The sequence below is a fragment of the Natrinema sp. H-ect4 genome (assembly GCF_041894845.1).
GTDB lineage: Archaea > Halobacteriota > Halobacteria > Halobacteriales > Natrialbaceae > Natrinema.
In genome coordinates this window covers 1-14,990 of the sequence record NZ_JBHDYC010000006.1, presented here as the reverse complement: position 1 = coordinate 14,990, position 14,990 = coordinate 1, and the positions used below count along the sequence as shown (strand labels likewise).

General features: G+C 52.2%; 10 protein-coding genes, 1 tRNA gene and 1 pseudogene. 8 read left to right on the top strand and 4 right to left on the bottom strand.

The genetic code is table 11. From position 1 onward, the window contains the following. Positions 1-57: 57 nt before the first annotated feature. The 3 genes and pseudogenes from ACEWFR_RS09330 to ACEWFR_RS09320 form a co-directional block, all read right to left on the bottom strand. Positions 58-219 (bottom strand): annotated as a pseudogene (locus ACEWFR_RS09330) (acetolactate synthase large subunit); the annotation flags it as partial. Positions 220-581: 362 nt separating this feature from the next. After that, positions 582-652, bottom strand: a tRNA-Gly gene (locus ACEWFR_RS09325). Between the two features lie 226 nt (positions 653-878). After that, on the bottom strand, positions 879-1,523 hold the full coding sequence (locus ACEWFR_RS09320) for a hypothetical protein (RefSeq protein WP_374060765.1): 645 nt from the start codon (positions 1,521-1,523) through the stop codon (positions 879-881). Between the two features lie 1,870 nt (positions 1,524-3,393). Between ACEWFR_RS09320 and ACEWFR_RS09315 the strand changes: the two genes are divergently transcribed. The 3 genes from ACEWFR_RS09315 to ACEWFR_RS09305 all read left to right on the top strand — a co-directional run bounded on the left by ACEWFR_RS09315 (position 3,394) and on the right by ACEWFR_RS09305 (position 6,730). Continuing rightward, positions 3,394-3,882 carry a hypothetical protein gene (locus tag ACEWFR_RS09315; protein ID WP_374060764.1) on the top strand — a complete coding sequence of 163 codons (489 nt, stop codon included), beginning with the start codon at positions 3,394-3,396 and terminating at the stop codon, positions 3,880-3,882. A 1,069-nt stretch (positions 3,883-4,951) separates the two neighbouring features. Further along, entirely contained in the window at positions 4,952-6,019 is a 1,068-nt protein-coding gene (locus ACEWFR_RS09310; RefSeq protein ID WP_374060763.1) for a hypothetical protein, read from the top strand. A gap of 303 nt (positions 6,020-6,322) precedes the next feature. Next, a complete protein-coding gene (locus ACEWFR_RS09305; protein WP_374060762.1) occupies positions 6,323-6,730 on the top strand; it encodes an FxLYD domain-containing protein in 408 nt (135 codons plus the stop codon). Positions 6,731-6,868: 138 nt separating this feature from the next. Here the strand turns inward: ACEWFR_RS09305 and ACEWFR_RS09300 are convergent, their stop codons facing one another. Then, complete coding sequence (locus tag ACEWFR_RS09300; protein WP_374060761.1) at positions 6,869-7,429, bottom strand: uracil-DNA glycosylase family protein; 561 nt, start codon at positions 7,427-7,429, stop codon at positions 6,869-6,871. 281 nt (positions 7,430-7,710) lie between these two features. Between ACEWFR_RS09300 and ACEWFR_RS09295 the strand changes: the two genes are divergently transcribed. From ACEWFR_RS09295 to ACEWFR_RS09275, 5 genes are all read left to right on the top strand, one after another. Beyond that, complete coding sequence (locus ACEWFR_RS09295; RefSeq protein WP_374060760.1) at positions 7,711-10,308, top strand: N-6 DNA methylase; 2,598 nt, start codon at positions 7,711-7,713, stop codon at positions 10,306-10,308. Positions 10,309-10,514: 206 nt separating this feature from the next. Continuing rightward, positions 10,515-11,084 (top strand): hypothetical protein, encoded by a 570-nt coding sequence (locus ACEWFR_RS09290; RefSeq protein WP_374060759.1) that lies wholly within the window; start codon positions 10,515-10,517, stop codon positions 11,082-11,084. An 18-nt stretch (positions 11,085-11,102) separates the two neighbouring features. Further along, a complete protein-coding gene (locus tag ACEWFR_RS09285; protein WP_374060758.1) occupies positions 11,103-11,609 on the top strand; it encodes a hypothetical protein in 507 nt (168 codons plus the stop codon). 246 nt (positions 11,610-11,855) lie between these two features. Continuing rightward, on the top strand, positions 11,856-13,817 hold the full coding sequence (locus tag ACEWFR_RS09280; RefSeq protein ID WP_374060757.1) for a hypothetical protein: 1,962 nt from the start codon (positions 11,856-11,858) through the stop codon (positions 13,815-13,817). A gap of 178 nt (positions 13,818-13,995) precedes the next feature. Next, positions 13,996-14,990, top strand: a 995-nt coding sequence (locus tag ACEWFR_RS09275) for a DUF2254 family protein (RefSeq protein ID WP_374060756.1), incomplete at its 3' end; no start/stop codon positions are given.

The window sequence follows — 14,990 nt, the reverse complement described above, 5'->3', positions numbered from 1 at the left end:
CATCGAAGAGTAGTTTCAGACAGCTCCAATGTGAGTTGACCGGTGCCAAACGTGGTGGTCTTCCGGCAGTTCGAGATGGGGCGCGCCGGGCTTCTCGTACTCCGCCGTTTTGAAGGCCTTCCGGACAGATTCGTGGACGATGTTCGCCTCGTTAAGTCGGGCGTTCCACTTCGTGACCGGATCGAACATGTCGACGACATCGATGGCCTGATGACTCTCCGTGCTCCGGAACCACAATGACTCCATCGACCTTGTCACGTTCATCCTGCATAAGCCCCTACCTCCGATTCCGCGAAAACCGGGGAACTGCTGACTATACCTCTAGTATGACTGAAACCTTTCATATTTATGGGACGGCTCCGGGGTGCGATACGCCAACCCACGTTGTAAGCTTCGAATGGCATGGTCGGGTCATTGCTGGAAACCCGTAAAACCAACGAGAGAAGGGCTGAGGCGTGTGCGGACCGGGATTTGAACCCGACTGCGAGACGGTCATCCTCACTTCGTTCGGACGCTGCGACTCGCGTGCTTCAAATCCCTCGTACGATTGCTGTCGCTCGCGAATTTGCTCGCGACAGCAATGCGCGGACCGGGATTTGAACCCGGGCCATGAGCTTGGAAGGCTCAGGTCCTACCACTAGACCATCCGCGCTAGAGACCCGAAATTACGGGCCATCTCGCGATTTTCTCGCGTCCGTACGTCGACTCAATGAGGGGCTTCTATAAAAAGACCTGGACCATGAACATGTGGCTCATGGCGATTCGGTGAGGCACGCATCTTGATATCTACGATCGGACGCAGGATAGGGCTCCCTCTACGGACTTCGATGAAGAACTCGCCGAGAAGAAAGGCGCTTAGAGACAGAGAGAGGATATCGTCATTTGACTTTTAGCCTCCCCTTCGCTTGCTTATGGACTTCTCTAATACGAAGATCATCTACGTCGAACTCCTCGTACTTCTCAAGGAGGAGCTCGGTGTCCGTCTCGTTAAAATTATGGCTAAAGCGGTGATCGCTTGCTAGCTTCTCGGCCGCCTCCTGTTCGAGTTCGGGATCTGCTTCTGCCTCTTTCTGAACGCGTTCTTTCATCCGAAGAAGCCGACTAACTCGATAGTGATCGAGCGCATTTTCTAATCTGTATTTCTCCTCCTCGGATAGGTACTCGCCATATTCCTCGAGTAGCTCTGTGGCTATCTCGTCCCGTTCTTCCCGCTCTTCGTCATCGATCGAGGAGAACATACTCCCAGGATTTCCGTTTACCTCATCCTCCGGTTCGAGAATTGCTGCATGGAACGCGCCGTTATGCTCAAACCCGATACCCGGATAAGCGCTCTCACTTGCTGTTCCATCGGCAAGATAGAATTCGGAAACACCCTGATTTCGAGCTTTCTCGATAACTCGGGCGAGGTCAGTAGAGGCGAGCTGAATCCCTAGCGTCGGCATCTCCTTTACCTCCCAGACCGTTGTCTCACCCTCCTCTAAGGCGGCTTTCGCCTCATCAAGAGTCTCGGCAACAGACCTCATATCCGAAACCGATGTGTTAGAGTAGAATAAAGACCGTTATTGATAAAGTAGACTCTCAGGAGCGGTAGAACTACCGGTTTACTAAACCTCGCCGTCTACCATGTTTCCTCAGAGGGTGTCCATTACCATGGAAGCTGATATCCGGTTTTCCGTCGATCCATTCCTAACTCGGACGTACTAGATCCCTATACGTGAGAGTGCAGAATAGAGTGGATTTCCACCTCCATACGATTTAGCCAATCGATTCGAATTTCAATTTCTTAAAAATATATCATAGGCCCCTTTTTGTATGAACCATAATATGGAGAATATAAGTGGGGATGAAGCAATCCGATTCCGAATCTTCATGCTGCTTATAACTATATACTATACAGGTGTGTTAAAAATGAATTTATGGGTTGATCCTGCAGAGATAGAGCTGAAATCATAGCTATGAAAAATCGGCAAATCGGTCCGCGAAAGAGAGACTGACAGGCTTCTTTAGGTAGGTCGGCATGACCGTCGTTCCGAATACCTCCGATTGGTCCTTGTGACGAACCACTCCCTACCCGGCATCACCTATACTCACCATATGAGTTTTATAAGTGCTTTTATGGTTAGAAATTGGAAGATTTCATGCTGAAGTCACACAGCGGGAAAGTCAGGGCTTACAGCCCGAGAACCGTCTAGCACTTTCACTCATGGCCCGAGGGATAGCAGCACCTCCGTCAGTGAAAAGCCGACTCAAGAAAATTCGGCGGAGGGATTGGGGTCGCCTATCACTGATACTCGCTTTCGTGTCCCCTGTGGATTACTCGCCTCGTCTGGAGATGAGACTCTGAAACCGTATCGAAGCGTTCTCGTTGTCGGTTTCTCGGCCGTCCTTCTAGCATATACTCGCCTCGAAACACCTCTGCCTAACCCGAGGTAGGATGGATGCCGTCTTTCGTCGATCGAATCCGTTTCTCTCCCGACGCCGTCCTCAAAGGGAGGAAAGGAAGTGGTGCCCGTAGAACGGGCGCTATAGGCATCGAGCTCTTCCGGACCGGAGACCTACTACTATCCCATGAAACCGTACTCGGCCTCTCTCTGCATCGCCTATGCGCTTCTCTCGGGACGACACATCCGACATGGTCGGTCCATTCACAGCTCTCGAGTGTCGCTCGATGGACGACGAAGCCATGTGCCGCGTTGTGAGGTCGTTTCCGCCCGGGTGGTCGAGAAGGACATCCATAGGACACGAAGCGACTCGATGATGAGTGGTGGCCTCTTATCGCCGGTCTCGGCTCTCCCTTCTCCCTCTCGACTTACGTTTCCGTGTCGAGGCTTCACCGGAGCTCCCGAATCAAAGACGCTGCCTCGAGGGTAGGCGGGGCAGTAATCAAACAAGAGTATCCCCTGTATCGCCTAAGCGCCCCTCTCTTGCATCGGTCGATAGTGCGACGTCGCTCGCTCAAGGCGATCGCGAAGTTCGAACCAAGAACGGAAGGTGACCGAACGTCTGTAGTCTCGGCTGCCGAAACCGGACCATCTCAAGAAAACATGACAGTGCTCGACCAGTGCGAGTCAGTCGGAACATCACACTCGGCCACAACGTCCATCCAGAGCTATTACTCATCGAGTTCAGTTCGCGGTCAAGCCTCGATACAGATCGTCGATCCTGAGTCGAGTCTGGATGGATCTCTGTCGAGGTTCTGATCGAGAGTACTCTCGAGACAGAATCCGACGGTGAAAGAGATCCAGCGACACCGTTGACCGATCCCAATTCATGCCAACTCTACGATCGCTGACCGGGACTGGTCTCTCGCTGGAGACGGTACTTGCACGTAGAGTCTCCGTATAATACCCGTATCTTATCTATACTTTTGGGAAAAACTGCAGTCGTGAGGATATGGCAAATGAACCCACGCCACAGGACTATGGCGACGGAGGGGTACAAGAGTACGACGAAGGAGCGATAGACGATAGTAACGGGATCTCATGGACGATGGGGATTACGGCTGCCGTGATGGGACTCATCATCGGCGGCTTTGGGGCCTGGGCGACAAGTAACCTCGGTGTCGCTCTTCCGGTCTTTGTCGTCCTCTGGGCGGGTGCGACCTACTACCTTTATCAGAAGCCGATTCCGAGTGCAGCGATCGGCTCCGGTCTCTGGGTGACTGCACTTGTCATGTTGCTCACACCGGTCTTGTTCTACCTTCCAGTCATTCTCGAGGAAGGGAGCGGAGAAAGTGCTGAAGCAGCGGGCACATTCATTGGCGGCATTCTCGGACTCGTCATCTGGGGCATCGCGTTTGCTATCGGCGCGATCGTCGTCGCCGCAATTGGTTGGGCCGTCAAGCGACGAGCAAATACGAAACTCGAGAGTAGGTCCTCCTAACGGGTCTGCCCATCCGAAGAGGAGTGCACAGTTCCTGATAACGTCTTGTTCCGTTTGTATCGACGCATGTTACTGTTATAGTGTCTTATAGAGAATATTTAGCCTTACTTCTCCTATCCGTCGCATGGCGAGTGAACCCGAGCGGATGCGGATCCTTGCCCAGTGTGACGACTGCGGGAACGTCTATACGTCAGAGCGACTCCCCGATGGCACGATTCAACCGATCGGCCGCAAGTGGGGTGTCAATGTGGCTCCATCTCCTTTACCGAGCTCGAGGGGAGATAGAGATAGATGAGTAAGAATGCCGACCGTATTCACAGTACTCAGAACCGCGGTTGAAAGAGGAGATCCCGTAAGAGATCCCCCGCCGAGTCTATCGGGACAGACTCAGTACGCCATCGTCCAACGTCGGTATGTCGAGTGATCGGTTCCATTCCGAGACGGTCGCAATGATCTGCCTCCGGTAGTAGCAGATCAGTACAGTGTTAACGGGATTCATGGGTAGGAGTTGGGCCGTCTACCGCAGGCACACCAACCCGCTCTTCGATAGCGGTGTTTAGTTGGCTGCTCCCGCCCCACCACCGTCTTGGAGATCGCTGTAGGTCGTGCAGTTCGGGCAGCCATAGACTTCGCCGTCGACACCGAATACACGAATAAAATCCTGCGTGATATACGCATCACAGTCACCACAGCGAGGCATGTGTTATTCTACCATGTTGATCCACCTATAGCCGTTATGGCCGAGACAAGGCACCTCCAGGAGACGTTACACGAGACTATAGGCAATAGTGATCGCCCACTGCATCATTTTCGGCGATCTCCGCATGTAGTGATAACGCCCTGCTCACACCGCCATGGATACAGTTACTACGGAGAGGGCATGATGGCTATCCCTTTCCCCTTCACAATTCGTGTTACCTTTCCCCATAGCTATTATGCCCGAGGATGACATAGAAGAATTATCACACTCGAAACTAGAAGCGATCAGTACAGGTGTAAGCTGTATTGGCTATTAGTAGTGAGATGATCAATAGTTTAATTGATTTGTGACCTTTGGGGTGCCGCAAAGATGAATAACTCACAACTGGAGGTTTCACCCACACTTCTTGAGCGGCTTACACAGGCAAGTCGAGTGGATCAGTTCGTTAATGCTCTACCAATATCTATCGGGTATCCTCCATATCTATACGTATTAGTCTTCATTTTGCTTGATGGCGTGATACTGAATACATATACTCATCTGACGGGTGGAACTCACGCCGTTGTACGGAACCCGTTCCATATTGCGCTATATCTAAGTATTCTGCTGGCAACGGTTGGTGTAAAATATATGCACAACGGGCACGTGGACGCTATGTCTGTCTTGGTTGAACGAGGGATCTGCGATACAAACCAAGCAGACGACTACGCGCTATCACTCCGTACTAAACTGTTCTTCTACGTAATTGGAATTATAATATTCTTATCATACCAGGCCTTCGTTATCGGCATCGATACGGTTGTTCAGGCCCAGGGTATCGCTGGAATCGCTTTCACCCTCGTATTATTACCTGGATGCTATCTTCCGGTTGCGATTGACTTCGTCAGCGAGTATGCTACACTCCACCTTCTCATTCCGCGCTGGCTACGTAGACAAGATGTTGGTCTTTTCTTTTTCGACCCGCATAATATGGGTGGATTTCATCCAATAGGTTCCTTATTGAAAAACTCGTACTACTTCTACACAGGCGGATTGCTATTTTATTTACTGTTTTATTATGGGGTATTTATAACCCCACTGGAAGGAAGCATCGCTAACTCCCCTGATGTGGCGGAGGCAACAATGTTCACGGTCCTCTGGTTATTCGGGTTAATCACGATTTCATATTCGATGTATGAAATCCACAAAATAATGAAGTCAGAGAGGGAAGCACAGTTGCGAACGATAGAGAAAGAAATTCACGACATAATTGATAACCCACACGATATCAGTAACGCGGAGATAGCTGATCAGGACCGACTCGACGATCTTGAATATCGTCTCGGACAGGTTCAAGCGACCAGCGAGTATCCTACTACATTTACCATGTGGACCCAGATCGGAATTAGCGTGTTGCTTCCTCAGGTTTTACAAATAGCGTTACAAAATACTATTTGATAGCATATTTTGCAGAGAATATATCATATTCGCAACAGCTCTTTGTGAAGTGTTCTATAACACCCTCGTTATGGCCGCTAATGGTCCTATCCAGACAAAATTAGCTTCTCGACCACTGTTTTAGGGCCTCTCTTGTCCGACCCTACCTTCTAGAGTATCTGATCTTCTGTCTAGACGCGGTGGTACTAGTGAAGAGCCAAACTCAAGATTGCGGAAGGTGAGATAGAGAAGTAGCCTTATCCACATGATAGTGGACGAGAGGATGTGCACAGACGGAAGGTACTGTTTGCTGGTGGGATTGCTTTGACGACCGCGCTCGCAGGATGTAGCGAGAGCGAGCCATCAAACCGGGAAACCGGCGGTACGAACACCAGTGACGATCAGAATGGAAACGGTGGGGGTAACAGTAGTGGCGATACAAGCGGAAGCGGAGAGAATCCAGTAAAACTACTGAATCATGAGTGGTATAATGAGGGACAGTTTAGTTCTGGTGTGCGGGGACAGGTAGAGAACGTCTCCGGTGAGACCCTTAGCTACGTGGAGGTGGCGGTCTACTTCCTCGATTCCGAGGGTGTTCAGTTCTCAGAAGGCCTTGATAATACGAACGAACTTGCAGCCGGTCGGGTATGGGAGTTCGACGCCATGTTTATGGGGGAGGATCCAAGCCGGGTCGACAACTACGAAATTGAGACGAGTGTAAACAACTACTAAAAATTCGAGTCGTATAGACGAATCAACATGTTTCTTTCGGCGGCCGCCTACCATTCTTTCCGACTGAACCCGAGTACGTCGCGAGAGAGACTCATTCAAGGGAGATGGTAAGCTCCATCCGTAGGCTTGTCTTCCGGTCTATCGTGCCTCACTCTCTACGAGATCTGCGATCGCCGCCTGTATGACCGGCACCCACTCGTCCTCTTCGACCGTCCGCTGCGCCCAGTGAAGCGAGATCACGACCGGGATCGAACTATCGAAGGGGCGCTCGCCGTACTCCTTTGTCACACGGACTCGCTTCGCCTTCCACTCGGGCACGCCGAACTCCTCGAGTGTCCGTCTCGTCGCTTCCTTCCCGAGAGTAACGATACCGATCGGCTCGATGGCCTCGAGCTCTCTCCGGAGGTAGGCGCGGCAACACTCGAACGCCTCCTCCGTTTCGGTCTCGGGAATCCCTCGGTGTTCGTCGCCCTTCGTCGGGCATTTAATCGAATCTGTAATCCATACATCCTTGAGATTGAGCCGTGTTTGCTCGAGTAACCGGTCGATCATCCGGCCACCCGAGGCTTCCGCGAATCGCGGCATCCATTCCTCGTTATACGTTTCCCAACCCTCGTACTCGTCCCAGTCGACGAGATGGCGTGGTTCCTCGGTTACAAAGACGAGCTCGCCGTTCGGATTCCCGAGCCCTGGATTCACGAGTGCGCCCACCTGTTCTTCTTGAACTGGACATTCCGAACATGGACCGTTCCCCTGTTTGGCATTCTGCTGGATGCGGTATAGGTATTCCATGACTCTCATCCCATACATATGATACGATATCTACACACATGGTAGTGTTGCATATTATACCAGTAAAATATGATATAAGGAGAGAAGGACCCATTTGCCAGCGAGAACAGCCTTCCTAAGAGCCTTCACCCACACTCATGCCAACAGCTAGAAGAAGGTCCATTTTCGAGTAACAGGAGATAAGAACCATGTCACCATCAAACTTCACGCGAGAGCTTCGGGAGTTACAGGGGGTCACACGAGTCGCTGAACTCGAAGATGGACTTCTGTTGATCGATGGGACAAAGACAATCCTACTCGCGCATGGAGGTCCTAGACGTGGAAAAGACCGGTCTGACACACGGTTAGAGGTAATCGAGGAGGAGTTTGACGCGGCAGATCACCTATTAGCGTCGATCGAGGGTGCAGTTCTTGAATTGAATGGCACACTCGCCGATTTCGAGATTTCCTATTTTCCGTCCTATCTAGGTGGCGTCGAACGGGAGGACCTAACTACTGCTATAGATGAGCTCATACAAGGGAGTCTCGACCAAGAGCCACTTCCGAGGGATTATCTCTCGGCGACCGAGTGCGATAACGCTATCGCGCTCTTTGAACAGGTGCTGACCGCGAACCTAACTACCTACTACACTCCACAACCGGTTGCATCTCTCGCAGCAAACTGGGCAACAGCCGGAGAGAGAAATTCTGTGATCGATACCTCCTGTGGAAGCGGAGAACTACTTACGGCAGCGGTCGATGCGATTGGTGACCCGACGCACGCCCTAGGGATTGATCGGAATGGACTTGCGTGCGCGATAACCGAGACACGAGCCCGTGAGCAAGATATTTCAAATTGTCAGATTCGTTCTGCGGATTTCTTTGCTATACTCGATAGAATACTCCCAGACCCCCATCAATCTCTTAATCAATCCATCACGTCTAACAACAAGAGTTCCTCGATTCCGAGAGATGGATTTGACTGTGTCTTCGCCCATCCGCCGAAAGGACGTTCCACAAGGAAAGACACACAGTATTACGATAGTGAGACCGAACAATTTTCGCGAATTGAACATCGGTTCGTAAATGCTGCATGTCGGTTACTCGCCGATTCGGGACGGGGTTGTTTCATTCTCCCGGCCCGCTCGATTCGGAAACTTCGAGAACGAGTTCTGCCAGACGGAGTTACGCTTAAGCGGCTTATCAAACTCCCTGAATCCTCTTTTCCCGTAATTGGAGTTGAACCAGTTCTAGTATATGTTGAGCGGACATCCGATGACACCGGATTGGGAATTCTAAATATAACCTCGTACAAGAATCTTGACCAGATATGTGGAGCGATACACTCGATATCGGTCGCTGATGGGCTTGATGGCGTTGATGCTGTTTCTGTCGAACCCGACCTCTCTACCACGACTGTCCACACGCTCCTTGAAGCCCCCGGTGCGGCTCCATTTTTTACCGGTGATTTTCCGACACTTGAGGACGTCACTGATACCATCGCGGGTGGGATGATCACTGGTCACAACCGAGCATTCTACTTTAGCGAATCGGAGAAAGTAGAATCAGAAATCCAAGACCGCTTTTTTACTCCGGTAATTAAATCGATACCTGAAGAAGGTGCAGTCACTGAGGAGCACATTGACCGCTATCTTTTCGATCTTCGTGAGTTCGTCATAGATCACGACCTTAATGAGCGCGATGCCGAAGAGGTAGGCAGTGCCCTCGCGAGCGTTGATCCAGCAGCTGCCACCTATCTTGAGGAAATGATCGCCCCTGCAATGGTAGAACGTGTGAGTCTGGATAGTGTGTTCCCCCGTCCAACATCGCTAGCAAATCCGGACCTCGTCACAAAACACGCTGCGTCCGAAATTACATGGCACCGAGTCAAAGTCAACGCCGATGAAGTGCTCTATGACAGAACAGTAGTAGGTATCTCATGCCGTGACTCCTCCGTCGCAGATGCCCTTTTGACGCTTTTGAATACGCCCTTCTACCAGCGACTGACCGAAACCCAATTACCGAATGTTAACGCGGATTTCGTCCAAGTCCAGATCCAGCAACTTCAACAACTCCCGATTCTCCTTAACTATCTCGATAAGGAAACGTTCGATCAACTCCAGTCGCTTAGCCCGTACGAATCCCAAGAATCGCGAGAGACGGCCCGCACGATCATTCTCGAGGGTATCGATGCCTCTTATCGTAGTGTCGTTTCCGATACATACGATGCCGTATCGCCACTATCCACGCTCGCCGGCTATGAAACGCAGATCGAACAACTCAGAACAGCACTTAATCAGGTCGCTGAGGATGGCGATATTGATGCCCCATCGATCAATGAAGAAATAATTTACCGGCTAGAAGAAACATTCCGGTCGGCAGAACTCTTCACATCTAGAGAACAACTCGTTGCAGAGCTATTAACGGTTTATTCCGAAGATCGGTATTGGTCATTCATGGGTGGGACCGTTTCGCAGTTCGAGGGTATGCTTCAGGACTACATCGAAAGTACCGGTGGTGAGGTCGAATCTCGGGAGACAGACGAAGGTAATACTCGTCTCGAGTATCAGTATCAAGGAGATTGGAAGCCACTCCGTTTGAAAATACTTCTTGACGATTTCTTCAGTGGTGATCTGCTAAACGTGATGCAAAGTGTTCGGGAACAACGAAACAAAATCGCACATGGACGACTTCTAGAAGAGCCGGAGGGCAACGCAGACATAATTCTTCTCTCGTTCTTCGTATTCACCTATGCACTGCTGAACGAGTATAATGAATATCTCGGTGCCGAGAAGGCGCCAAGGTAGCCGTATCCGCTTAAATGAGGGGAAGAGTCGGTTTCTATTCTTCATTCGCGCATATAGAGACTTAGTACGCCCGAGCTAGGAAGAATGGGGGGCTTCTATTTTGAACCGGATATTTATATCAAATGTTGTATATTCAGGTAGTAGGATCGAAGTGACCCCACTACCACAAACTGTTAGTAAACTAATCTGGTATCCTTGTCTAATCGATGACGACGAAAGCGGAGCTCTGGGAGGACTGGATCGAGCGGACACCTCTTTCGAGTATCCGCTCGTCGGAGACACCAGATCCCGTCCCGATGATCGACACATCCGGTACGGAACTCGAGACGACTGACGAGTTCGATAACTATCGGTATGGACGGGGTGATGGGCAGTATTTGTACTTCCTCTATCTCTTAGACGAGCCGGCGGCGGACGCGAGCGATATTATTCCGGTCTATATCGGGGAGACAAACGGTGTTACCTCACGACTCTATCAGCACTTTAAGGAAATTCGTGAGGCTTTCCCGACCGATGCATGGGAGGACGACGGCTCGTGGGGAAGCTGGTCGAAATATGACCACATGGCCGCCGTCTACGAACACGCCGAGAGTCCCCTCTATGCCTGGATACTCGACGTCGAAGAGCTCGATACGGGGCCATACGGAACCTCGCCGTATCGGCAGGAACTCGAGGCAAAACTCGTCGGGCTCGTCCATTCACAATCGCGGTTCGAACGGGAATTCGCGAATCGGAATTCGTTCCGAACCGGGTCGCACTCGAGATGGGGAAAGTAGGTCCGGCGTGGCTTTCCGGTGCCGATAGCTACGAACCGACATCGCTCTCGCCGACCTCCGACGGAGAGCGAGGAACCTGAGCCGGCGGACGTTATCCCACGCTATCTCGGAAAGGCGGAGGCCTACGGGAAGAAGAACGAGCTAAGCGCGAATTTCGAAGAGATCGCCTTTGATCGGAATCGAACGGGAAGCTTCGCCCGCTGGGGCGACGGCGACTACTGGCATATCGGCGAACTCTCGAACACTATGTTCGGCCGAGATGATCTAAAACTCGCCTGGGCGAGTGAACTCTTCGAATCGGGGACACGGAGACTCAAGGAGCAGACCTACCTCTGGATCCGTGCATGGGATCCGGCCACGTATCAGGGTCCGTACGGATATGAGGCCTATCTCGCCGAGGCGGAACCACTTCTTATCGGGCTCGCACAGGATGCGTATCCGTCGAAGCTCCTCAACTATTCCGGGGCCCCCGATGACGCCCCGGTGAAGACAAGAGAGCACCACTTCGAATCCCTCGCGGAGTGATTCTCAATGGGCTCTCGCCGTTCTTACCGCCTATTCCTAACTCGCACGTACTAGAGCCCTATACGTGGGAATGAAGAATGGAGTACGAATCTCTCCGGATCTCGCTTCACGGTAGGTTCCACGGATCGCCGACGGGTTCTTACTCCACCTACCTTCTCTTCTCTCGAAAAGTCATAACATTCGTAGGCATTCTTCCTCGTTCTATGTTAACAAAGAACAAAGGCCCAGCTCATGTCGGAGACCGTAATGGCAGAAACGATCGATCGAGAGACGGCCGAATCGCTAACCCCGTTCGAACCCATCAAGAGTTATGAATCGTTTGAGAAATATCTCGCTCGTGCAGTCTCGATGCGCGTCGTGAGCTATTGTACCTCCCCGAAGATGCTTCTCGAACTCTTCGAGGAGTACGAGCTTCGCGAACTCGAAGTAATAGTGGGCGAGAAAACGGACTTCCGGGAGGAGATTAAATCACCGGAGGTCGCGAAGCGGCTCGAGGAGCTCAAGCGAGACGGAAAACTACGGATTTTCCTTGCTCCCGACCGCGATCTCCATTCGAAACTCTATATAATCGAGACTACGGACGGCGAAACTATTATTTTAAACGGCTCGCCGAATCTCACGAAGACGGCCTGGTCCGGCCATTATCAGGTCAACTGTATAGATGAATTCGTAGTCGAGAAGGAGTCGGAGTACTATCAAAAGGCAGTAGACGCGTACCGCGAGCATCGAGCGTATTGCGATGAGGAGCCGTTCCTCGAAGATCTCACCGAAGAACTCGAGTCGAGTGACGAGCCGGATAACGAGATAATCGATCGGTGGCTCGCGGTAAACGAAGAACCGAATACGAACGAAGTGCGGCAGTTCCATGGAAAGGTTACGCAGCAGCTCGGGGAGATGGGTCCCGAGATCGAGGCGGATGAGACGATCCGGGAATCGCTACAGGAGTACGAGGACCACACACGGGAGAAAGTGAAAGACGATTTCCGGAACTTCGAGGTGGCGATTACCGATACGACGTTTCAGGCGAGTCTCGGCGAGTACGGCCGAGCGGTCAGTGCGACGTATGATATCCCGAAAATGTGGGTTAGCGATGGCGAAGTCCACCTCGTCACGCCGAAGGGGCGATATATTTCGATGACCGAGCCACTCCCCGCCCCCGAGGAAGTAGCGGCCGGACTCGAGAATGTCCACTCTTATCTCGAAACGGTCGATAGGTACGCGCAGACGGACAATGCCATGGCTGCTAAAGCGCATCTCTATGAAGCTCTCTTATACTTCTTCTGGGCTCCGTTTATCAATCAGTACGCGAGTGCGTTCGGTGCAGACCAGGTCGGTGGGATCGAGAAGAGTCTCCCCTTCCTCTACATTCATGGCGAGCCGAACGCCGGGAAGGGGACGTTTCTCGAGTTCGCGCTTCGGCTTATCTCCGAGAACACGGTTACGAAACCGATCGATGGAACACAGATCTCGAGTAAGACACCGGATGCAGCACGGGAACCGATGACCGCATTTCCGGTCGCGTTAGACGACATCGAGCGTGAGATGTTTAATCGACTCGGGGGTCTTCGGAATTACTGGGAAGAATGGAACGGCGGGCTCTTTCCGGCGCTCGTGCTCACGAGTAACGAGAATAAGCCGAAGGACTGGTTCATGAAGCGAGCGAAGATGGTACATTTCAAACTCATGTTCCCGACGGTAACCGAGGCGTGGTTAGACACCCGCGAAATCATTGAGGCGGAAAATGACCTCTTCAAATGGTTCTCCCATCGATTCCTTCGGGAGCCGATCGAGATTACGGAGTTGAAGGATACCCAAAGTAACCGGGACGATATTCTCGCCCCGGTCCGGAGAACATTCCACGAACTCTATGAGTACGCTAACGAACAGCCGCCGGACTACTTTCCGGAGCGACCAGCCGAATGGGAATATGATGTCGGTCGCGATCGATGGCAAGATGGCTATGAGAACGACTATTTCGAGCTCGCCCGTCGAAATGGGCAAATCGTCGCCTCCTTCGATGACACCTTCGCGGGCTACGAGATTGATAATCGATTTAAACAGAATCTGCCACAACATATCCGAGCTACACGAAGCGGATCCGATATTTGGATTACGTCTGATGCCGAGTTCGAAGAGTGGTTCGAGAGGGAGGTGAAGGAATCGGACCGCGATCTCCTCTCCCGGTTTCGCTCCCGAATGGGGATTTGAGCGGAATTTATATTCCGACTTAGAGAGCTGGCCGTAGATAGGGATCTATCGTTCCGTTTCTAACTCCCGCGTACTAGGCCTCTATACGTGGGAATGAAGAACGCCTCAGATGTCTTTTAACCGGGTAGGCTCCAGGAAAGCGGACATACTATGAAAATCGAACCGTTCTTTGATCTCTTTGAAAGAGTACGTGTCAATGATATCTACGCCTTGGCGGTTCTCAAGCCTACTTCCATCGAGTAATCGAGGCCGAGAAGCAGTATATCTCCTCCTCGGAACCGTTGTTTTCACTCTCGGTACGCTCGCCATCGGGTGGCTCCTCTACACGCCGACGCGGAATCTCCCGCTTCTTCTTAGTACGCTCGCCGGGGCGCAAGCGGCGTTCTTCGGGATCGTGTTCGCGATCACCGTACTCGGAATTCAATTAGCTACGGACCGATATTCGCCGCGGCTTGTCTTCCTTTTCATCGATGACTGGCCTTTCCGGCTCACGTTCGGCGTTTTCGTTGCCTCGATCGGACTCGATCTCTTCCTACTTTCGCAGGTGAGTTCGACGCCTTCGCGACTACTTGCCGCCGGTGTCGCCGCTACCGGCGGCCTCGCACTTGCATCCACGTTTATACTCTACTGGTTCGTTCGGTCGACGCTCGCGCAGAGTACACCGGAGGGGCTTATCGATGCGATTGCCGACGACCTCCCTCCCTCGAACTACCTCGGTGCAACAACCACAGCAGAGCGAAATGATGAGCCACACCCCCTCCACCGACTCTACTCCCTCACCATGGCCGCACTCTCCCAGGGGGAATCCGAGACGGCATACCGAGGCGTGGAGACGATCGACGAGGTCGCGACGGATGGGCTCGAGGAGATACAGACGTATGAGAACGACATCGACGACGCCGAGATCGAGACCGCGTTCGCGACGGTGCAAGAGGAGTACCTCCCGGAGATCGCCCTACATGCGTACGAGAAGGAGGAGCGTCGAACGGCGACTCGGACGGTCGATGCTCTCGACGAACTCGGTCGAACTGGACTCAAGGGCGATACAGAATCGGTAACGCGCTACTCGAGTGAAGGGCTCTCCGAGATCATCGACGAGACGCCCCTCGTCGTCGACGGGAATACGCTTCGGAACTCAGCGGCCGAGTCATTAGGCGATCTCCTAATGGACTC

Coding starts and splice junctions, on each gene's coding strand:
- ACEWFR_RS09320 (WP_374060765.1), bottom strand. CDS start 1,523: ATGAGGTCTGTTGCCGAGACTCTTGATGAGGCGAAAGCCGCCTTAGAG.
- ACEWFR_RS09315 (WP_374060764.1), top strand. CDS start 3,394: ATGGCAAATGAACCCACGCCACAGGACTATGGCGACGGAGGGGTACAA.
- ACEWFR_RS09310 (WP_374060763.1), top strand. CDS start 4,952: ATGAATAACTCACAACTGGAGGTTTCACCCACACTTCTTGAGCGGCTT.
- ACEWFR_RS09295 (WP_374060760.1), top strand. CDS start 7,711: ATGTCACCATCAAACTTCACGCGAGAGCTTCGGGAGTTACAGGGGGTC.
- ACEWFR_RS09290 (WP_374060759.1), top strand. CDS start 10,515: ATGACGACGAAAGCGGAGCTCTGGGAGGACTGGATCGAGCGGACACCT.
- ACEWFR_RS09280 (WP_374060757.1), top strand. CDS start 11,856: ATGGCAGAAACGATCGATCGAGAGACGGCCGAATCGCTAACCCCGTTC.